This window comes from Sphingopyxis sp. USTB-05 (assembly GCF_023822045.1).
In the GTDB taxonomy this organism is placed as follows: domain Bacteria; phylum Pseudomonadota; class Alphaproteobacteria; order Sphingomonadales; family Sphingomonadaceae; genus Sphingopyxis.
Genome location: NZ_CP084712.1, coordinates 3,018,656 through 3,037,694, shown reverse-complemented (window position 1 = coordinate 3,037,694; position 19,039 = coordinate 3,018,656). Strand labels below are relative to the sequence as shown.

The following is a 19,039-nucleotide window of genomic DNA, read 5'->3' as shown; positions in this document are numbered from 1 at the left end:
TATTTGAGAGCGAAGGCGCTCGCGCTCCGGTCGTCCGGCCAACAGGGCAACTCGTCTTCGCAGGTGCAGCATCCGGTTGACCCGGAGGCGGCGGCGGGCCGATTGGGTCCCGTGCGGGGGCACTGGACAGGCGTATCTATGTTTCAAGTCGCAGTCGTCATACCCGTATGGAACGGCGAGGCCGTGCTGGGCCGTTGCCTCGACGCGCTCGCGCGTCAGACGCTTTCCCGCAGCGCGTATCAGATTATCGTCGTCGACAATGGATCGAGCGACGCAACGCGTAACATCGCGCGCAGCTATCCCGGTGTCGATCTGCTCGAAGAGAAGCAGCCGGGTTCCTATGTCGCGCGCAACCTTGGAATCGGGCGCGTGCGCGCCCCGATCACGGCCTTTACGGACGCAGATTGCGAACCCGCCCCCGACTGGCTGGAACAGATATTGCGCGCGGCGGAGGCGAATCCCGGCTTCGGTGTGCTCGCGGGCAAGATCGAACTGTTCGACGAGATCGCGCAGGAGCGCGAGGTATTCGGCGATTACGAACGACTGTTCAGCTTTCCGCAGGCGCATGCCGCGCGCGGCAATTGCGCGACCGCGAACTGGGCGAGCGAGACGGCGGTGTTGAAGGCGCTGGACGGGTTCGATGCTGCGCTGAAGTCGGGCGGCGACCGGCAGATGGCGCTACGCATCCGCGATGCAGGCTATCCGCTCGTCTATGTTCCTACGATGGTCGTACGCCATCCGGTGCGCGCAAGCCGTGCCGAGCTGGTGCGCAAGCGTCAGCGGCTGAGCGGCGGGCGTTGGGATCGGACGAGGCAGCGTCCACGCCTTGCCCATGTGCTCGGTATCACCGCGGTCGACACGGTCCGGCGACTACGCCGCGCGGCGATCACACGCGAATTGCCTTTGCGACGCCGGCTGGCGGTGATGGGGCTGACGTTGCAACTCGCCGGGGTGGCGGTGGGTGAATTTCTCAATCTTGCGGGGGGACGAAAGGCAGCACGCGACTGATGACTTCTCTCCATGACGCCCCACAATTTTCCGTGGTGATGCCGCTCTATAACAAGGCCGCGCATGTGCGTGCGGCGATCGAGAGCATCTTTGCCCAAAGATTCCAGCCGCACGAGATATTGGTGGTCGACAATCGTTCGACCGACGGCGGGCGCGAGATCGTCGCGGCGATCGGGGATGAGCGGATCAAGCTGCTGGATCTGTCGACGCCGGGGCCGGGCGGCTATGCCGGGCGCAATATCGGTATTCGCGCCGCGCGTGGCGATTGGATCGCTTTTCTCGACGCCGACGATCTGTGGAATCCCGATCATCTCGCTGTCCTTGCGGAAAGCATAGGTGCCGACCCGGCTGCGCGCGCGGCAGCGACGCGGTTTGACCATGTTTTCGACGATCGCGTGCAGCCGCAGCGGATCGCGCCGGAGCTGGAGCAACCGCAAAGCCTCGACCTCGCCGGCTTTCTTGCCGCTTGGCTGGCCGTGCGCGAGTGCCCGATGTGGACGGGTGCGATCGCGATCCGGCGCGATACGCTGTTCGAGGCGGGGCTTTTCCCCGAAGGGCGCGCCGTACGCGGCGGCGACAAGGATTTGTGGCTGCGCGTGCTCGCCAGGGGTGCGCTGCGGTACGACCCGCGCGTCACCGCGGTCTTTCACCGCGACAGCGACAACAAGGTCAGCAATTCGACGACGACGCTCGACGTCCCTTGTCTCGTCGAGACCGCGCGCGAAATGATTGCCGTCGCTACCGGGCGCGAGGCCGCGTTGCTGCGGCGGCTCGTGAACCAGGAAATCGCCCATTATGCGCGCTACGCCATGAAATATCCCGGCCGCACGGCGATCCGGGTCGGCGACCTTTACCTGCCCGAGGGGGCGAGCACCGCCGCGCTGCTCCTCGCCGCGAAGCTGATCCCTGCCTCGCTCCGCCAATCGAGCTACGCGCTGCGCAACCGGCTGCGTGCCCGCGCGTGAAGCCGATCCGCACTCTTGGTGTCCTGCTGGCCGGCGGGGGTTGCCTTGCTGCTTGGTTGTCGCTTGGGGGCGGGCTGGTTCCGGCGCTCGACGTGTTGGCGTCGTTTCTACCGCTGTTCGGCGCGGCCGTCCTGTTGGGATTGCTGTTCGCCCGCCGAAGCCTGCGCTGGACGGCCGTCGTGGCCTTGCTCGGGCTGACGCCGGTGGCGATCGGCGTCATGCCCGAACTGGCGCGCGAAATACCAGCCGCGCAAAAGGGCGCGACCCCCGTCCGGCTGCTGACCCACAATGTCTGGAGCGGGAACAGCGACCCCGCCGATACCGCGCAGGCGATCATCGATGCAAAGCCCGATGTGGTGATGCTGCAGGAGGTGGACGGCAGTTTTCAGCCGATGCTTGCGGCGCTGCGCCAGCATTTCGCCTATGCAACCAAATGTCCGCCGGGATGCGATCTTGCGATCTTCTCGCGCTGGCCGATCGCCGACAGCGACTATTTCCTAGAGGATGCGAAAGGCCGCAAATTCGGCCCCCCGATGCTCTGGGCGCAAATCGCGGAGCCCGGCGTCGATCCGTTTACCGTGGTGACGCTCCACTATCCGCGCCCCACATCGCGCGATCAGGCGGTGCGCAGGCGCGATGTGGCGCATGCATTGGCACGGATCGAACGCGGGTCCTTGATCGTTGGAGGCGACATGAACCTTACCCCCTGGGCCGCGGCGATGCGCGAGCAGGACCGCGCCCTCGCACCGCTTACCCGCATGACGCGCGCGCTGCCTAGCTGGCCGCGCGCCTTTCCCGTGCTGCCGATCGACCAGCTTTATGCCGGGGCCGATTGGGGGTTGGTATCGGCGCGGCGGCTGCCTGCCACCGGGTCGGACCATGTTCCGATCCTCGTGACGCTGGCGCGCCCGTGAAACGCGCGATTACCTTTGCGCTGCTCGGCGGCTGCGGCGTCGCAATGCCTGCGACCGCGCAGCAATCCGATGCGACCGATGGCCTCGGCTCGGTTTCGAGCGAAAACAGTTTCGGGCGCGACCGCAATATCGCCGTGCTCGAACGCCGCCGGCCCGACTACACGCCCGAGGCGATCCAACTCGGCGTCCTTGAACTGACGCCGCGCATGGCGATCGGCGCCGGTTACGACGACAATCTCTATGCGCAGGAGGACGACCGGATCGGCGATGCCTATCTGCGCATTCGCCCGCGCTTGTCGTTGGTCCGGCCCTCGCCCGACCTCAAGCTGTCGCTCGATGGCGAGCTCGACCTCTTGCGCTATGCGGATCGTGCGAGCGAGAACGCCACGCAATATTCGGTGAATGCGGGGGCGCTCTATACGATCAGCAAGTCTGACACGCTCAACGTCACCTTGCGAAATGGGCGCTACAGCCAGGAACGCGTTTCGCCCGACAGTCCGACGCAGGCATCGCGCCCGGTCCGCTTCGATTTGAACGGCGGCACGGCGACCTATACGCATGTCTTCAACCGGCTGCGCGTTCGCGGCGTGCTCGATGTCGAGAACCGCAATTACGGCGACAGCCTGACCCCCGGCGGCGAAGAGATCGACCAGGATTTTCGCGATCACACAATCTATACCGGCACCGCCGTCGGTGAATATGCGCTGAGCCCGAGCATCGCCCTGTTCGTGGCCGGGTCGGTCAACAAACGCGACTATCGCGAGCGGATCGGCCCGGTTCCGGCGCGCGATTCCAAAGGTTTCGAGCTTGCCGGCGGCGCGAGTTTCGAACTCGGCCGCAAGGCGAGGGGGGCGCTGCGGCTCGGCTATTTCCAGCAGGATTACCGGCCGACCGAGTTCGAGGATGTCTCGGGCCTCCTTGTGCGCGGCGAGCTTGCCTATTTCCTGACCCCGCTGGTGACGATCACCGGCACCGTCGACCGCGGCATCAAGGAAACGGGGGTGAATGGCGCGACCGGCTATCTCGCGACCGACATGACGGTGCGCGCCGATTACGAACTGCTGCGCAACCTGATCATCAGCGCGGGCGGCGAGTTGGAAAAGCGCGATTTCAACAATATCGACCGAAAAGACGACCGTTGGACCTGGCGCGGCAGCGCGACGTACCTGGTGAGCAAGCGGATGGCGCTGCGCGTCGATCTCCAGCGCCGCACCCAGTCAAGCTGGGGTGCGACCGCCGGGCGGGAATTTGCGGATAATCGCGTTTCGGTCGGTGTGACTTTCTCGGGCCTTTAGGTCCGGTCAGTCGGCCCTTTTTGCCCGCGAGCCATAGAGCGCGCCTTCGCAGGCCGCGAGAAGCTCGGGCGGTGCAAGGCGGTTGATATAGCCGTGCGATCCCTGATCCGAGAGCAATTTCGCGGGGATGCCGCCAACGACCCCGCGCTCGGGCACGTCCTTTGTCACGACGGCGTTGGCGCCGATCGCGGCTTCCGCGCCGACATGAATCCCGCCGATGACCTTCGCACCCGATCCCAGGAAGGTGCGGTCGCCGATCATCGGTGCGCCGCGCCGGCTGCCGCGGTTCATATATCCAAGGACGACGCCGTGCGTGATATTGACGTTGCTGCCCAGCACCGTGTCGCCGTGAAAATAGAATCCGCCGAAGCGGTTGAGGAACAGTCCCGGCCCGATCTCCATATATTCGGGGATCGCGAATCCATATTTGTAGCGCGCACGCAGCAGCAGCCATTTGGCGATGATATAGAGTCCGAAACCCTTGGCGGGCTTGAGCTTCAGCCAGCCGGCGGTGCGCATCAGGACCGTATATTTATATCCGGGGGTGAAGGCATAATGCTTTGCGAAGGCGCCGAAACTGACACGCCCCGCATAGCGGTAGAGATCGGCTGCGAGCAGCGCCTTCAGCTTGGCGAAGCTTACGGGGCAGCCGCGAAGATGCGGCTTGCCCGCCTCGTCGGACATGGGTTCGTCGAACGCCGGGACGGGCGTGAGCGATGCGGTGGCCATATCCATCAGAAATAGCGCTCGCCGAAACGGATCGTGTCGCCGGGTAGTACGGCGAAATCGGCGGTCATCGGATATTCCTTCTCGCCAGCTTCGCCCGCGCGCTTCAGGAAAACGCGTTTTTCATTGGCGCGATAAGTGAAACCATCGGCCTTCGCGACCGCACCGCGAATGGTCAGCCCCTGCGTATACGGATATTCTCCCGGCTTGTTCACCTCGCCGAGCACATAGACCGGACGGAAACTTGCGACCTGCACCGAAACTTTGGGTTCGAGCAGATAGCCCTGGCCAAGCTTCGCCTCGATATCCCTCGAAAGCTGTTCGGTCTGAAGCCCCGCCGCCTTGACTTCTCCGATCAGCGGGAATGCGATCGTGCCGGCGGGCGAGACCTCAAAATCGCCCGTCAGCGTTTCTTCGCCAAAGGTCGCGACCTTTACCTTGTCGCCAGGCGAAAGGACGAACGCGGCGGCGGGTGGCGGCGCGTCCCCGCTGCCCGCTAGCGGGGCCTGCCCGGCGCACCCGCCGAGTATCGCAAGCGCCCCCGCCAACGCGATCTGTCTGTGCCATTTCATCAACTTGCTCCCGGCCTTCATGCTGCAATATCGGTGAGTTCGGGCAGCGCGGAGGGTGCGCCCAGCGCCGCCTCGATCCGTGCCCAGTAATTTGCCGCGGCCTGTTCGACGCCATAGGCGAGCGAACGCGCACGCGCGCTCTGCCCGCAAGCGCTGCGCCGCGGTTCGGCGAGCACGTCGACGAGCGCCGCGGCAAAGGCCTGCACATCATTGGTCGGCACCAACGCACCGGCTTCGACATCGATCCTGCCGCCAATCGCATCGCGCGACCGGCCGGCCAGAATTTCGGACGGGCCCGACGCGCAATTGGTCGCAACGACGGGGACGCCGCACGCCATCGCTTCGACCAGCCCGTTGGGAAAGCCCTCTGCATTCGACGGCATCGCGTAAAGTTGCGCGCGCGACACCAGCGCGAACGGATTGGCGACGAAGCCGGGCATGTCGACGCGGTCGGCAATGCCGAGCGTCCCGGCCAGCGCTTCCAGCGCGCCGCGTTCGGGTCCTTCGCCGAGGATGACGAGGCGTTCCTGCGGCGCCGCCTTGGCATAGGCGCGCAGGAGGAGCGGGAAATTCTTGTTGGGCATCAGGCGCCCGGCCGCGACGATATAGGGGCCCGCTGGCTTGAAAGCTGGCGGCTCGGCCGCAAGTTCTGCGATACGCCGATGGTCGACGGGGTTGGCGATCGCCGACATGCGGGTGCGCGCGACGCCGAAATTGGCGGCAAGGTCGTCGACCACGCCCTCGGACACGGCAATGACGTGCGCCGCGCCTGGATAGACCATGCGGACCATCGCCTTGGCCGCGAACGCACCGCCCAGATGCGCGCTGGTATTGACGCGCTCGCTGATCAGCCAGGGCTTGCCGCGCCCCGCCATCGCCCAGGCGTTGGCAATATTGGCGCGGGTCAGGAAGCTGAGCGTCGCGTCGGGCGAAAGCTGCCGTGCGAGCGCGCGTAGCTGCATCAGGCTCGGCAGCAATTTATGCTTTGCGTCCAGCTGATGGACCCCGACCCATTCGGGCACATCATAGGCGCGCGGCTCGTCGTCGAGCAGCGCGAGATGGATATCATAGCGCGTGCGCCAGGGCTCGGAACCGCCGAGCAAGGTGACGAGCACGCGCTCGGCGCCGCCGCCCGCGAGCGAGTTGATCGCGAATAAAATCCGCTTTCGGTGCAACATATTTCCTCGCTGATATGGGGTGCGGAATTCGCTTCGGGAGAACGCTTACCACGGCCATTTGTTGCAGTGCACACAGCATCCCCCGCTTCATCGCCCCGGCGGGGCGGCTGGCCGATTTCAAAGGGTTTCGCCCCCCGATACGTCTATCAGGGCGAACATCGACGGACGTTTTGCGGAGGTATTTTATGGACATTCGGCGAGTCGAGTGTCTGGATGGCCTGCGCGGCGTCGCGGCCCTCTGGGTGCTCATCGGACATATGATGATCCTGACCGGTTTCCGCCTGCCGCTGATCGGCAAGCCGGACCTCGGTGTCGACCTGTTCATCCTGCTTTCGGGCTTCTTGATGATGTATCAGTACCGGCTTCGCGCGGGCAGCGAGGACTGGAACGCCCCCGGCACTTGGGCCGCCTTCTGGACACGCCGCTTTTTCCGGCTGGCGCCGCTTTTCTATGTGGCGCTCGCGGCCGCACTGATCGCGGGGCCGGCGATCTATGCCGACCGCGTCGCGATCGACACTTTCCTCGGTCAAGGACTCCAGCCCGCCGAACGCTATACCGACGCGAGCCCGACCAACATCGCGCTGCACCTGACCTTCCTGTTCGGATTGCTGCCCGACTATGCCTTTCGCACCCCGCTGCCCGACTGGAGCCTGGGGCTCGAGATGCAATTCTATCTGCTCTTTCCCTTCCTCATCCTGCTCGGTCGGCGGATCGGATGGGTCCCGTCGGCATTTCTTGCGGCTGGAGCCGGGGTTGTCATTGCCCTTGTCGCCGGTGGGGCAGGGCTCGACTATCCGATGCCGTCTTTCCTGCCATTGAAACTTCAGCTTTTCCTTGCCGGCATGCTGATCGCCGCGGGGCCGGGCGAGAGCGGCGCACAGCTATGGTTACGCCTCGGCGCCGCGATGCTGCTCGCCGCGATTCCCAACGGGGGCGATCAGGACATGCTCCATTTTGTCGTGCGCGAGCTGCTCGTTCTCGGCTTTTTCGCGCTGGTCCATTGGCACTCGCTCGGGCCGGTCGGCTGGGCTTCACGCCTGCTCGGCAGCCGGCCCTTTTATTGGCTCGGTGAGCTGTCCTACGGCACCTATCTGATCCATCTGCTGATCCTGCAGCCCGTCGCGGCGATGGTGATCGGACATTTCGGAACCGGGCTCGGCGCGGTCGGCCGCTTTGCCCTGACCGGGGCGATCGTGATACCGGCGACCTATGCCGTTGCTTTCCTGACCTACAGGCTTGTGGAGGTGCCCGGGCAGCGCCTCGGCAAAGCGGCGATCAAATGGGTGGCCGGGCGCGGTACCCCCCGCGCCCTTCAGACGGCCCCTGAAAAAATCGCCGCGCCGTAATCACCGGTCGCTGGATTTACGAGGAGATGTTTCGATGGATCGCCGAACGTTGCTGACGTCGATGGCGGGAACCGCAGCCATTGCTGGCTGCACCGCAAAAGACGCCGGATCCAAAGCCGCCGGGCGGCCGACGCTGGCGATCGATGCCGAAGGTACGGGGCGTTGGCGCATCCGCAGTTGGCAGTGGCGGGCGAATGCGTGGCACCCGCTGATTGCATCGGCGATACGGACCGATGCCGGGATATCGGTGAACGGGCCGATCGACGCGGCGGACCGGGCGACGGTTATCGCCCGGCTCGGCGCCTAGGCTTCCACCGCCCCCGAATAGCCGGTGGCGCGCGGAGCCCGGCGGCCGGGCGCGAGCGTGGCGCGATAGACGTCCAGCGTCTCTTCCGCCGCCCTGTCCCAACTGAAGCGAGCGCGCACCGCGTCGCGATCGACCTGAAAATCCGCGCAATCGGCGTTGAGCCGCCCGGTGAGCGCCGCGACATCGCCGACCGGGAAATAATTTTCCGGATCGAGCCCAATATCGAGATTGGCGGAGATGTCGCTCAGCAGCATCCGCGCGCCGCAACTCGCCGCTTCGAGCGCCGCTATGGGCAGACCCTCGTGATAGGAGGGCATCACGAACAGCGCGCACTGTTCATAAAGGCACTTCAGCGTCGCGCGCGACTGAACACCGGCAAAGATCACGCGGTCGCTGGCGCGCGCGAGCAGTTCGCGGGCATATTCGCTTTCGTGGTCAGCCGACCCCGCAATCACCAGCTTCGCCGTGCAATTCGACTGCTCATAGGCATCGATCAGATCGTGCAGGCCCTTTTCGGGAACGAGCCGGGCCACCGCGAGCAGGAAATTGCCATCCTGTAGCCCCAGCCGTTCCAGCACCAACGCCGGATCGGCATCACCGGGCAAATCCGATGTGCCGTTGGGAATATAGGAAATTGCGTGCGCGCGTTTAGGAAAGCTCTGCTGCAACTGGGTGGCGAGCGAGGGAGAGACAGCGATCACCCGGTTCGCGAAGCTGAGCGCCAACCACTCGCCGGCGCGGAGTGCGGTGCGCGCGAGCAGACCCCATTTGGCGCGGTGATAGTCGGTCCCGTGGTGCGTCACGACGACCTTCAGCCCGAGCAGCCGGGCCAGCGGCGCGAGCAGGCCGGGGCCGATCGCGTGGATATGGATCAGCCCGGCGCCGCGCTTGCGGGCGGACAGGACCGCGAGGAAGGTGGACACCACCGCCTCCAGATTTTGCGAGCGCGGGCAGGGGATGCCGACGATCTCGACACCGCGATGTTCTCCGACCGCTTCCGGCAGATAGGGCGCGCGGCCGAGCACGACCGAGCGATGATCGGGCCATATCGCCTTGATCCGCGGGAGCAGCTCCTCGCAGTGGCTTTCGATGCCGCCCATCACATGCGGGAAGCCGCGAAGGCCGGTCACGCAGATGATGGGCGACCTCGCGGGATCGCTGGAAGACGCACTTGTCCGTTGCAGCATTATCAAACTCCACTAGCGCCCGGCCGGATTTCCCGGCTCAGGCAACCGCTGCCATCGGCCCTCTTCCACCATTTTCTATTTCGCCCAGATACCAGTCGACGAACCGCTCGATCCCGCGCGCCAGCGGGACCTTGGGGCTGTATCCGGTGAGCGCATTTATCGCCGAAATGTCCGCGTAGGTCGCGGTCACGTCGCCCGGCTGCATCGGCCGCATCAGCTTGATCGCTGGCCGGCCGAGCGCGCGTTCGAGCAGGCCGATCATGTCCATCAGTCCGACGGGGTTGCAGTCGCCGATGTTGAGCAGCCGGTTTTCACCGCCCGCCGGCGGCCGGTCGAGCACGCCGACCACGCCGTCGACAATATCGTCGATATAGGTGAAGTCGCGCGCCATCCGGCCTTCGCCGAACACCTCGATCGGTTGGCCGAGCAGGATCTTCTGCGCGAAGCCATAATAGGCCATGTCGGGCCGGCCCCAGGGACCATAGACGGTGAAGAAACGCAGGCCGCTCAGCGGCAGGTGATAGAGTTTGGCATAGCTTTCGCTCATCAGCTCGCAACTGCGTTTGGTCGCCGCATAGAGCGAGACCGGCGCGGTGCAGGGCTCGTCCTCGCGAAAGCCCGTGCCGCCGAGCGGTCGGTCGCCATAGACCGAGCTCGACGAGGCATAGACGAGATGCTCGATATTGCCCGCGTGGCGCGCCGCCTCCAGCACCGCGAGATGCCCTTTTAGGTTGCTATGTTCGTAAGCGAAGGGGTTTTCGAGGCTGTAGCGTACCCCCGCCTGCGCGGCGAGATGGACTATGCGGCGGATGCCGTTCGCCTCGACCAGCTCGCTGATCAGTCCGGGGCTGGCGATGTCCCCATCGATCAGCCGGAAATTGAAATTGTCGACCAGCCGCGCCGTGCGCGCCTTCTTCAGTGCGACGTCGTAATAGTCGGTGAAATTGTCGAGCCCGAGTACGCGTTCGCCCCGCGCGAGGAGCCGTTCGGACACCGCATGGCCGATGAAGCCTGCGGCGCCGGTTACCAAAATGGGGCTGTCGTCGGTCACGCGGCGTGCCTTTCGTTCGCGGCTCCGGCCTCGTCGGCGAGCTGGCCCGGTCGGCCGATGCCGACATAGCGCAGGCCCGCTTCTTCGGCCCGTGCGGGGGGATAGATGTTGCGCAGATCAACAAGCACCGGCTCGGCCATTGCGGCCTTCAGGCGAACCAGGTCGAGCGCCCGGAACGCGTCCCATTCGGTGACGATCACTGTCGCCGCCGCGCCGTCGGCGGCGGCATAGGCGGAGGACGCATATTCGACGTCGCTCAACACCGCTTTGGCCGCGTCCATCCCTTCGGGGTCATAGGCGCGGACTTTGGCGCCCGCATCCTGCAACGTCTGGATGATCGCGATCGACGGCGCATCGCGCATGTCGTCGGTGTTGGGTTTGAAGGTCAGACCGAGCACCGCGACAGTGCAGCCGCGCACCTGCCCGTCCATCGCTGCGATGATCTTGCGGCCCATTGCGCGCTTGCGCTGGTCGTTCACCGCGACCGTCGCCTCGATCAGTCGCAGCGGCGCGTCATGATCCTGCGCCGTCTTCATCAGCGCGAGCGTATCCTTGGGGAAACATGAGCCGCCATAGCCGGGGCCGGCATTCAGGAATTTGCCGCCGATCCGATTGTCGAGCCCGATGCCGCGCGCGACCTCCTGGACGTCCGCTCCCACCCGTTCGCACAGATCCGCCATCTCGTTGATGTAGGTGATCTTCATCGCCAGGAAGGCGTTGGCGGCATATTTGGTCAGCTCGCTCGTCCGCCGGCGTGTGAAGACGATCGGCGCCCTGTTCAACGACAGGGGACGATAAACTTCTTCCAGTGGCCCGCGGGCGCGCTCGTCCTCGATGCCGATCACGACGCGGTCCGGGCGCTTGAAATCTTCGATCGCGGCGCCTTCGCGCAGGAATTCGGGATTGGAGGCGACCGCGAACTCGGCGACGGGATTGCACTCGCGGACGATCCGCTCAACTTCGTCGCCGGTACCGACCGGCACGGTCGACTTGGTGACGATCACCGTAAAGCCGGAGAGCGCCCCGGCGATCTCGCGCGCCGCGTCATGAACATAGGACAAGTCGGCGTGGCCGTCGCCGCGGCGGCTGGGGGTGCCGACTGCGATGAACACCACATCGGCGGCGCCGACAGCCTCGGACAGCTCGGTGGTAAAGGCGAGATTGCCCGCGGCAACATTGCGCGCGACCAGATCATCGAGCCCGGGTTCATAGATGGGGATGCCGCCAGCCTGCAGGCGGGCGATCTTGTTCGCGTCCTTGTCGACGCAGGTCACATGATGGCCGAAATCGGCAAAACACGCGCCAGAAACGAGCCCGACATAGCCGGACCCGATCATTACGATACGCATTACGCGTTGCTCCCTTTTTATATGAAGGCGATTTTGCTGCGCCTGCGAACAATCGCGTCGCGACGGTTAACGGTCAACTTGCCAGCTTTGAGCGGAGGCAATTGAAAGGCGAAATGATCGTTCCCAAAATCCCGGCCCGAAACGGGACAAGTCGAGAAAAGGGGATATATTATAAGCAGATAATTCGCGGCTTTGCCTAAACGATGGTCAGGCGATTTGGCTGCAATGCGACGAAACGTTTCGACTTGAACTTGCCACGGGTCGGCGTCGGAGTAGAAGCCAGACGGGATAAGTGGTGGGAAGGGCAGGATGCTGGAAGCGCAACGCGCGGCATTTTTCGCCGACTTGCCGGTGTCGCTGGCCATTCGCCGCGACCGGCTGCGGCGCGCGATGCTGATGATCGAACAAAATGCCGATGCGCTCTGTTTGGCGCTCGCTGCGGATCAGGCGAATCAGGATGCCGATTCGGCGATGCTGACCGAAGTGAAGCCGGCGATCGCGGCTCTGCGCGCTTCGATGACCAATGTCGGCCGCTGGATGCGTCCCGAAGGCGGGCATGGGCTGCTCGCGCGATTGGGCGGGGGCGGCGACTATGCCGAATATCAGCCGCTCGGGGTCATCGGCATATCTGCGCCGGCTTCCTTGCCGCTGCTCCAGACGGCCAGCATCGTCGCGAGCGCGCTCGCCGCGGGCAATCGGGTGATGCTGAAATTCGACGCTGCTTCGCCGCAACTCGCGCGGCTGATCGGCGATCTTGCGCCGGGCTTCTTTGATATGCTCGAACTGGCGGTAGCGTCCGGCGACGTCTTTGCGGAACAGGCGTTCGACCTGCTGGTGACGAGTGAGCCCCAGGACGGCGAGGGGGTAACGATCGCGCGGTCGAGCAAGTCGCCGGCCATTTTCGGCCGTTCGGCCGACTTTGCCAAGGCGGCCGACAATGTGGTCGCGCGCAAGTGGCTCAAGGACGGACGGGGGCCGCTCGCGCCCGACTATCTTCTCGTGCCCGACGAACAGGAAGAGGCGATCGCGGCATGGCTGTGGCGTGCGGCGATGCAGCCGGTTGCCGAAGATGCGCCATCGACCGAGGGTGATCAGCAGCGGCTGGCGCGGCTATTGGACGACGCGCGCGCGCGCGGGGGCGAGGTGATGACGGCACAGCCGCGCGGGTCGGCGGCGCCGCTCCACATCATCCGCCACGCCAGCGAGGATATGCTGGTGATGCAGGAGGATAGCACGGGGCCCATCCTGCCGCTGCGGAACTATGCGCGGATCGAGGATGCGATCGATACGATCCACCGGCGTCCGCCGCCGCTCGCCATCTATTATTTCGGTCGCGATGCTGCGGAGCGTCGGCACATATTGGAACATACGCTTTCGTCGGCCATCGCGATCGACGGTCGGGCGCCATCGGCGGCAAAACCCGACGCGGGCATGACACTTAACATCGACCATGGCGAAGCGGGCTTCCGCCGATTTAGCCGGATCCGGCATGTGTATCGCCAGCCCTGGCCCGATTTCGCTCGCCGCTTCGCGCGCGAAACCGGCGACGATCTGGGCGGGGCAGCGCCCGCACTACACTGATCCCGGCCGCGCCACGCAACGCCGCATATGGCTGGTGCCGCGCGGTACGCCACATCAAAAGCCATGGCCTATGGATGGCACCCCCTCTCTTTTCGCCAGTGCCGTTTCGGTCGTCGCGGGCGGGGAGCCGGTCTATTTCGCGCAATCGGGCGGGGTCTATCGCGGCGTGCGGGCGAGCAATGTCGGCAACGGCCTGTTCGTGATCCGCGAGCCGGTCCGCGATGTCGTGATTTCCGGCATCCAGGTCGATGGCGGCTACCGGGTTATCGAAAATGGTGCGGCGCCTGATCGAGTAAGCGCAGGCTGCGCGGGGCTCCGGGTCAGCGGCGCGCGGGCGAGCAATCTCCGCCGCAGCTTCGCCCGCATTCGCTACGACAGTCATGACGGCGTGATCGAGGATGTCAGCGCTTCCGGGACGCTCGCGACCGGTAAGACCGATCTGCCGGTGGGTATCGCCTTCGACGGCACCGCCCACGACTTCCGGATCGAACGATGCTTGATGCGCGGGTTTCAATGGCAGCGTAAGCCCCGCCAATATTGGAACGGCGACGGCTTCTCGACCGAGCGCGGCAATTCGCGCTTCCTCTTCCGACAATGCGCCGCGTGGGACAACAGCGATGGCGGATTTGATCTCAAATCGACCGAAACGACGCTCGATGACTGCATCAGCGGCCGGAATGCACGTAATTTTCGGCTGTGGTCCAGTATTCGCGCGACGCGGCTCACCAGTCTCGACCCCGTCAAGATCGGCGGGATCGGTGACACAAACCATTTCACGATCATGGGAGCGCGGGGCGCGAGCGAACCGGTGACCATCCATATCGAGCATCTGGTCGTAAAGAGCGATCGGGGCTGGCCGATCTTCGACGTCCACAATGGTGCGGCGCGGATCATCATCGGCTCGCACGACATCAATGTTCCGCCCGGTACCCAGCTATGGCGTTCGCGAGGTGGCGGTTCGGTGCCGGGCGGAGTGTCCTTCGTTGGTACACCTCCGACGCTCTGAATGGCCCGGCGCACTTTGCACACGCTTCGACGCCGGGCTCTTGCTGCAATGCAGCGTAAAGGCGCAGTTGCCGTCCGTCAGCGCGAGACGATCGTGTCTGCACAATCCGAAAGCTGGTTTTTTGGGGGGGAACCCAGTGACCAGAAAAGGGTGAAAAGATGCGAAAGATACGCAAGGCCGTGTTCCCCATCGGCGGCCTTGGAACCCGGTTCCTTCCGGCGACCAAGTCGATGCCAAAGGAAATGCTTCCTGTCGTCGACCGGCCCTTGATTCAATATGCGGTCGATGAAGCCCGCGAGGCGGGCATCGAGCAGTTCATTTTCGTGACCAGCCGCGGCAAGAGCCTGATCGAAGATCATTTCGACCATGCCTTCGAACTCGAAGAGGCGATGGCGCGGCGCGGCAAATCGCTTGCCGCGCTCGACGGCACCCGTCCGCCGCCGGGCGACATCAATATCGTGCGGCAGCAGGAGCCGCTGGGGCTGGGTCATGCCGTGTGGTGCGCCCGTCGTCTCGTCGGTGACGAGCCCTTTGCAGTGTTGCTCCCCGACGATCTGATGGTCGGCGAGCCCGGGTGCCTTAAGCAGATGGTCGACGCCTATGCGGAGCTCGGCGGCAACCTCATCTGCACCGAGGAAGTTGCGGCGGAGGATACGCATAAATACGGCATCATCACGCCGGGCGTGAGTGCGGGGGCGGTCACCGAAGTCCGGGGGCTGGTCGAAAAGCCCGCAGCAGACGTCGCGCCGTCGCGGCTTGCCGTCATCGGCCGCTATATCCTCCAGCCGGAGGTGATGGATGTCCTCGGCAGCCAGGAGGAAGGCGCGGGCGGTGAAATCCAACTCACCGACGCGCTGGCGCGGATGATCGGCCAGCAGCCGTTCCACGGCGTCACCTTCGAAGGGAAGCGGTACGACTGCGGCGACAAGAGCGGGTTCGTGACCGCGACGCTGGCGCTGGCACTGGCCCGTCCCGACATCGCGCCCGCGGTGCGCGCGTTCCTGGCCGCGGCGTGATATGGACGCAGTTACACGACACATGCCGCGCAGCCGGCAAGCAGACCCGCAGGTCGATCGCGGCGCGCTGATCGATTTGCGCCGTGTCGGCGGAGTCCTGCGCCGGCGATGGATGGTGCTTTGTGCGGCGATGGCCGCGGCGATCGTCATCGCCGCGGCCGCTTATATTGCCGCTGAACCGCGCTATCTCGCGACCGCACAGGTTGCGCTCGAACGGACGGCCGAGCGCGTGATCAACGTTGATTCGGTGGTGCCGACGTCCGATCCCGATTCCGCTGCGGTCGATACCGAGGTGCAGGCCCTACGTTCGCCCGAACTGATTGGGCGCGTGGTCGATCGGTTACGGTTGGCCCGTGATCCGGCGTTCAACAATGCGGCCGGTGAGGGTCAGCCAACGGCGCAGCCAGACCTGATCGGTCGCCAGCGCGCGATCGGCACGCTGCTCGGTGGGTTGACCGTGAAACGCGACGGCCTCTCCTATGCGATCAGCGTATCGTACGAAGGCAGCACGCCTGTGCAGGCGGCGCAGATCGCCAATGCGCTGGTCGACGATTATGTGTCGGGGCAGGTCGGATCCAAGACCGACGCGACGCAGCGCGCGAGCAAATTCCTCGAACAAAGGTTAGAGGAACTGCGCACGCAATTGCTGCGCGCCGAGCGCGAAGTCGCGGATTATCGCGCCGCGCACAATCTTTTCGCCGTCTCGGAAGCGAGCACGATCACGCAGCAGGAGCTCTCGGGCCTTTCGACCCAGCTCGCTCAGGCGAAAGCGGAAAATGCCGCGGCACAGGCGCGCCTCTCGGCCGCTCGCGCGCAGCTTGCCGGCGGACGGAACGGCGAGGAGTTGGGCGACTCACTCGATTCGCCGGTGGTCAGTCAGCTCCGTGCTCAGCGTGCCGAAGCGGGTCGCGAGGTTGCGGCGCTCGAGAAACGCTACGGTCCGCGTCATCCCGCGCTGATGCAGGCGCAGAATCAGCTTCGCACCGCTGACGCGGCGATCGCGGCCGAAGTGCAGCGTATCGTCGCCAACGTCTCGATCCAGGCGAGCATCGCCAACCAGCGCGCGGGTTCGCTCGCGGGTTCGGTCGCGCAATCGCAGGGCAAGCTTGCCAGTGATAACGAGGCATCGGTCCGGCTGGGCGAACTGGAACGTAACGCCGAATCTTCACGGACCCTCTATCAGGCATTTCTTGATCGTTATCGCCAGACGGTCGCTCAAGCGGGGCTGGAGCAGAGCGATTCCTACATCGTCAGCCGGGCGCGCGTACCCGGTGCGCCGAGTTCGCCCAACATGCTCATCTATGCCGCGATGGCCATTGTCGGCGGGCTGGGTATCGGCGTGTTGCTGGTTGTGCTGCTGCAGTTGCTCGAACGCGGCATCGAAACAAGCGACGCGATCGAGGATATGTTGGGGCTTTCAACGCTTGCTTCGATCCCCGACGCCAACACACTGCCGGGCTATCGCAAGCTGGGCCCGCCGGCACCCCCGGCGGAGCTGTTGCTGAAGCGTCCACAATCCACCTATGCTGAGGCTTTTCGCACGCTCCGCACGTCGATCCAGTTCGCCGAAGCAGCGAGTCCGATCCGCGTCGTCGCAATCACTTCAGCGGTGCCGGGCGAGGGCAAGACGACCACCGCAATGGGTCTCGCCCGGGCGGTTGCCGCTGCGGGCGGCAAAGTGCTGCTGATCGATGCCGACGCGCGCCGCCGCGCCTCAAGCCGGCAATTCACCGATGGGGTGACGCTTGGGCTGGACGAGGTGCTCGCGGGCCAGGCGACGCTCGATCAGGCGATCGTCAAGGACAGCCTGTCGGGCGCTTTCCTTCTGCCCCAGCGGATCGATTCCAAGGGTGTTGGCCTGACCGAAAGCCCGCGGCTCGCCGAACTGATCGAGCAGGTGCGCGAGCGCTACGACCTCGTCATCCTCGACACGCCGCCGGTGCTGCCGGTGGACGAGGCGCGCGTGATTGCCAGCATGGCCGACGGCGTGGTGCTTTTGGTGCGCTGGCGCAAGACGCCGTCGAAGGCGGTTTCTGTGGCGCTGCGGCGGCTCTACGACGTCCACGCAGAAATGCTGGGCGCGGTGCTGACACTGGTCGACGTGCGCGAGCAGGAGCGGGCGGGATATGAAGATGGCGGCACCTTTATGAAGGCGTATCGCTCCTATTATGCCGACTGATCGGGCGGCGCCGTGACCGGACAGGCGTTACCCTATGGTCCGTCATTCGGACTCGGCATCCTGCTGCCGGTCACGGCGGTGCTGCTCGTCTCGCTCGTCATCGCGGCGCGGCGGGCGGGCAGCGTGGCGGGCGCCTTCGTCGTCGTGGCGTTGTGGATGCGATATACGGCCGGTGCCTATCACCTCTATATGTTCAAGCCGCTGGCGGCCGGCCTTTCGGGCAACGCGCTGCTCTCGATCGGGGTGACGGCGTTCGGGCTGCTCTTCGTGGTGCGGCCCGCCAATCTGGCGCTCAAATGGCTGCTGCCCGTCTATGCGCTGATCCTGCTCGCGCTCGTCAGCGCCGGCCTCAACGGCGATGCGGCCGGGGGAATCAACGCGGCGGTCAAATATGCCTATATGATCGTCATCATGATCGCGGTGTTCCAGGCGCTGCGCGTCGATCCCGAAGCGCGCTTCCTAGGCTGGGCGATGGTTTCGTTCCTGCCGCTGCTTGTCTTCCAGATGCTCTCGCTGGCGCTGAACCTGCCGAAAGGATCGGAGGATGGCGACGGGCTGGTCTGGATCGGCGGCTATAATCACGAGGCGGCCTTTTCGGTCGCGATGATGACGGGTTTTCTCGTCGGCTGTTTTGCGAAGTCGGCGCCGCGCGCGGTCCGCGTCGCTTTCCTGACCGCGACCTTCGTCGGCGTCCTGCTCGCAGGCTATCGCACGACAATCCTTGCGTTCGCGCCGCTCGCCCTGGCAGTGTTCCTAAGCGGGCTGACGATGAGTGTGCGGCGCGACCAGCGCGCCGCGATGGCGGTGAGCGCGGCGGTGGCGGGTGTCCTGTTCGTCTCGGTTGCGGCGCTGTTCTACAGCGAGAAATTCACCGATCTCGCCGCCTTCCTCGCGGACCCGGCGGGCATGATCAAACCGCCGCGCGATTTCGATCTCCTCGAACGGCAGGTGATGTCGGCGCGCCCGCTGATCTGGAGCAGCTATATCTACGCCTGGGCCGAAGGCACGCCGATCCAGCATCTGTTCGGCCTGGGGCCGGAGAGCTGGGAAGGCGTGTTCAAGGTCTATCCGCACAACACGCTGGTCGCGACGCTTTACGAACTCGGCTGGTTCGGGATCGGGGCGATGGTCACGCTATGGACGGCGATGTTCGCCGCGGCGGCTTCGGCACGCGGCGAACGCTTCAAGCTGCTCGCCGCGCATTTCGCTTTCTTCCTGCTCAACATGGCGACGATGCCCTTTTGGCAGGTCGAGGGGCTCGCGCTCTACGGGTTGCTCTGCGGCTATACCATCCACGCGGCCCGCGCGGCACCGCCACGCGTCCGCGCGTTGCAGCTCGCCCGCGGCTGAGCGGGCGAG

Annotated in this window: 17 protein-coding genes; 11 read left to right on the top strand and 6 right to left on the bottom strand. The window is 65.1% G+C overall.

The genetic code is table 11. The annotated features are described in order from the left end of the window. Window positions 1–138 precede the first annotated feature (138 nt). From KEC45_RS14035 to KEC45_RS14020, 4 genes are read left to right on the top strand one after another with little or no spacing between them, the layout of a single operon-like run. A complete protein-coding gene (locus tag KEC45_RS14035; RefSeq protein ID WP_062178011.1) occupies window positions 139–1,008 on the top strand; it encodes a glycosyltransferase family 2 protein in 870 nt (289 codons plus the stop codon). Beyond that, complete coding sequence (locus KEC45_RS14030; RefSeq protein WP_062178013.1) at window positions 1,008–1,973, top strand: glycosyltransferase family A protein; 966 nt, start codon at window positions 1,008–1,010, stop codon at window positions 1,971–1,973. Before KEC45_RS14035 ends, KEC45_RS14030 begins: the two co-directional genes overlap by 1 nt. Continuing rightward, on the top strand, window positions 1,970–2,887 hold the full coding sequence (locus KEC45_RS14025; RefSeq protein ID WP_152682292.1) for an endonuclease/exonuclease/phosphatase family protein: 918 nt from the start codon (window positions 1,970–1,972) through the stop codon (window positions 2,885–2,887). The genes KEC45_RS14030 and KEC45_RS14025 overlap by 4 nt, the downstream gene beginning before the upstream one ends. Beyond that, window positions 2,884–4,182, top strand: a complete 1,299-nt coding sequence (locus KEC45_RS14020) for an outer membrane beta-barrel protein (RefSeq protein ID WP_062178022.1) — start codon at window positions 2,884–2,886, stop codon at window positions 4,180–4,182. The genes KEC45_RS14025 and KEC45_RS14020 overlap by 4 nt, the downstream gene beginning before the upstream one ends. Window positions 4,183–4,188: 6 nt before the next feature. Here KEC45_RS14020 and KEC45_RS14015 read toward each other — a convergent pair whose 3' ends face one another. Genes KEC45_RS14015 through KEC45_RS14005 form a run of 3 tightly spaced genes read right to left on the bottom strand, consistent with a single transcriptional unit; the run spans window position 4,189 to window position 6,658 of the window. Continuing rightward, a complete protein-coding gene (locus KEC45_RS14015) occupies window positions 4,189–4,917 on the bottom strand; it encodes a serine acetyltransferase (RefSeq protein WP_252171118.1) in 729 nt (242 codons plus the stop codon). Then, window positions 4,917–5,480: a polysaccharide biosynthesis/export family protein gene (locus tag KEC45_RS14010; protein ID WP_062183551.1), complete on the bottom strand. Its 564-nt coding sequence runs from the start codon at window positions 5,478–5,480 to the stop codon at window positions 4,917–4,919. Before KEC45_RS14010 ends, KEC45_RS14015 begins: the two co-directional genes overlap by 1 nt. 17 nt (window positions 5,481–5,497) lie before the next feature. Further along, the gene (locus KEC45_RS14005; RefSeq protein ID WP_062178025.1) at window positions 5,498–6,658 is read right to left on the bottom strand and encodes a glycosyltransferase; all 1,161 of its coding nucleotides are present in this window, start codon (window positions 6,656–6,658) and stop codon (window positions 5,498–5,500) included. A 185-nt stretch (window positions 6,659–6,843) separates the two neighbouring features. Here KEC45_RS14005 and KEC45_RS14000 point away from each other — a divergent pair, with 185 nt between their 5' ends. Together KEC45_RS14000 and KEC45_RS13995 are read left to right on the top strand one after the other, a co-directional pair. Next, window positions 6,844–8,004 carry an acyltransferase gene (locus tag KEC45_RS14000; RefSeq protein WP_062178028.1) on the top strand — a complete coding sequence of 387 codons (1,161 nt, stop codon included), beginning with the start codon at window positions 6,844–6,846 and terminating at the stop codon, window positions 8,002–8,004. Between the two features lie 34 nt (window positions 8,005–8,038). Next, a complete protein-coding gene (locus KEC45_RS13995; RefSeq protein ID WP_062178032.1) occupies window positions 8,039–8,311 on the top strand; it encodes a hypothetical protein in 273 nt (90 codons plus the stop codon). Here the strand turns inward: KEC45_RS13995 and KEC45_RS13990 are convergent. The 3 genes from KEC45_RS13990 to KEC45_RS13980 are packed head-to-tail and all read right to left on the bottom strand — an operon-like array spanning window position 8,308 to window position 11,898. Further along, window positions 8,308–9,498, bottom strand: a complete 1,191-nt coding sequence (locus KEC45_RS13990; RefSeq protein ID WP_062178036.1) for a glycosyltransferase family 4 protein — start codon at window positions 9,496–9,498, stop codon at window positions 8,308–8,310. The two genes, KEC45_RS13995 and KEC45_RS13990, sit on opposite strands and share 4 nt — an antisense overlap. A 37-nt stretch (window positions 9,499–9,535) precedes the next feature. Continuing rightward, on the bottom strand, window positions 9,536–10,549 hold the full coding sequence (locus tag KEC45_RS13985; protein ID WP_062178039.1) for an NAD-dependent epimerase/dehydratase family protein: 1,014 nt from the start codon (window positions 10,547–10,549) through the stop codon (window positions 9,536–9,538). Further along, entirely contained in the window at window positions 10,546–11,898 is a 1,353-nt protein-coding gene (locus KEC45_RS13980) for a UDP-glucose/GDP-mannose dehydrogenase family protein (protein WP_062178043.1), read from the bottom strand. Before KEC45_RS13980 ends, KEC45_RS13985 begins: the two co-directional genes overlap by 4 nt. A gap of 309 nt (window positions 11,899–12,207) precedes the next feature. Between KEC45_RS13980 and KEC45_RS13975 the strand changes: the two genes are divergently transcribed. The 5 genes from KEC45_RS13975 to KEC45_RS13955 all read left to right on the top strand — a co-directional run bounded on the left by KEC45_RS13975 (window position 12,208) and on the right by KEC45_RS13955 (window position 19,030). Continuing rightward, the gene (locus KEC45_RS13975; protein ID WP_062178046.1) at window positions 12,208–13,479 is read left to right on the top strand and encodes an aldehyde dehydrogenase family protein; all 1,272 of its coding nucleotides are present in this window, start codon (window positions 12,208–12,210) and stop codon (window positions 13,477–13,479) included. Continuing rightward, window positions 13,388–14,485 carry a hypothetical protein gene (locus tag KEC45_RS13970; protein ID WP_252171117.1) on the top strand — a complete coding sequence of 366 codons (1,098 nt, stop codon included), beginning with the start codon at window positions 13,388–13,390 and terminating at the stop codon, window positions 14,483–14,485. The genes KEC45_RS13975 and KEC45_RS13970 overlap by 92 nt, the downstream gene beginning before the upstream one ends. Window positions 14,486–14,643: 158 nt before the next feature. Next, complete coding sequence (gene galU / locus KEC45_RS13965; RefSeq protein WP_062178052.1) at window positions 14,644–15,501, top strand: UTP--glucose-1-phosphate uridylyltransferase GalU; 858 nt, start codon at window positions 14,644–14,646, stop codon at window positions 15,499–15,501. Window positions 15,502–15,523: 22 nt separating this feature from the next. After that, entirely contained in the window at window positions 15,524–17,680 is a 2,157-nt protein-coding gene (locus tag KEC45_RS13960) for a polysaccharide biosynthesis tyrosine autokinase (RefSeq protein ID WP_083435670.1), read from the top strand. 12 nt (window positions 17,681–17,692) lie between these two features. After that, window positions 17,693–19,030, top strand: a complete 1,338-nt coding sequence (locus KEC45_RS13955; RefSeq protein WP_062178055.1) for a hypothetical protein — start codon at window positions 17,693–17,695, stop codon at window positions 19,028–19,030. The last annotated feature ends 9 nt before the right edge of the window (window positions 19,031–19,039 follow it).

Excerpts from the sequence above, each read along its gene's own strand:
- KEC45_RS13960 (WP_083435670.1), top strand. The coding sequence starts at position 15,524 with ATGCCGCGCAGCCGGCAAGCAGACCCGCAGGTCGATCGCGGCGCGCTG.
- KEC45_RS14005 (WP_062178025.1), bottom strand. The coding sequence starts at position 6,658 with ATGTTGCACCGAAAGCGGATTTTATTCGCGATCAACTCGCTCGCGGGC.
- KEC45_RS14035 (WP_062178011.1), top strand. The coding sequence starts at position 139 with ATGTTTCAAGTCGCAGTCGTCATACCCGTATGGAACGGCGAGGCCGTG.
- galU (WP_062178052.1), top strand. The coding sequence starts at position 14,644 with ATGCGAAAGATACGCAAGGCCGTGTTCCCCATCGGCGGCCTTGGAACC.
- KEC45_RS13980 (WP_062178043.1), bottom strand. The coding sequence starts at position 11,898 with ATGCGTATCGTAATGATCGGGTCCGGCTATGTCGGGCTCGTTTCTGGC.
- KEC45_RS13995 (WP_062178032.1), top strand. The coding sequence starts at position 8,039 with ATGGATCGCCGAACGTTGCTGACGTCGATGGCGGGAACCGCAGCCATT.
- KEC45_RS14000 (WP_062178028.1), top strand. The coding sequence starts at position 6,844 with ATGGACATTCGGCGAGTCGAGTGTCTGGATGGCCTGCGCGGCGTCGCG.
- KEC45_RS13990 (WP_062178036.1), bottom strand. The coding sequence starts at position 9,498 with ATGCTGCAACGGACAAGTGCGTCTTCCAGCGATCCCGCGAGGTCGCCC.
- KEC45_RS13970 (WP_252171117.1), top strand. The coding sequence starts at position 13,388 with ATGTGTATCGCCAGCCCTGGCCCGATTTCGCTCGCCGCTTCGCGCGCG.
- KEC45_RS14010 (WP_062183551.1), bottom strand. The coding sequence starts at position 5,480 with ATGAAATGGCACAGACAGATCGCGTTGGCGGGGGCGCTTGCGATACTC.
- KEC45_RS13975 (WP_062178046.1), top strand. The coding sequence starts at position 12,208 with ATGCTGGAAGCGCAACGCGCGGCATTTTTCGCCGACTTGCCGGTGTCG.
- KEC45_RS14015 (WP_252171118.1), bottom strand. The coding sequence starts at position 4,917 with ATGGATATGGCCACCGCATCGCTCACGCCCGTCCCGGCGTTCGACGAA.
- KEC45_RS14030 (WP_062178013.1), top strand. The coding sequence starts at position 1,008 with ATGACTTCTCTCCATGACGCCCCACAATTTTCCGTGGTGATGCCGCTC.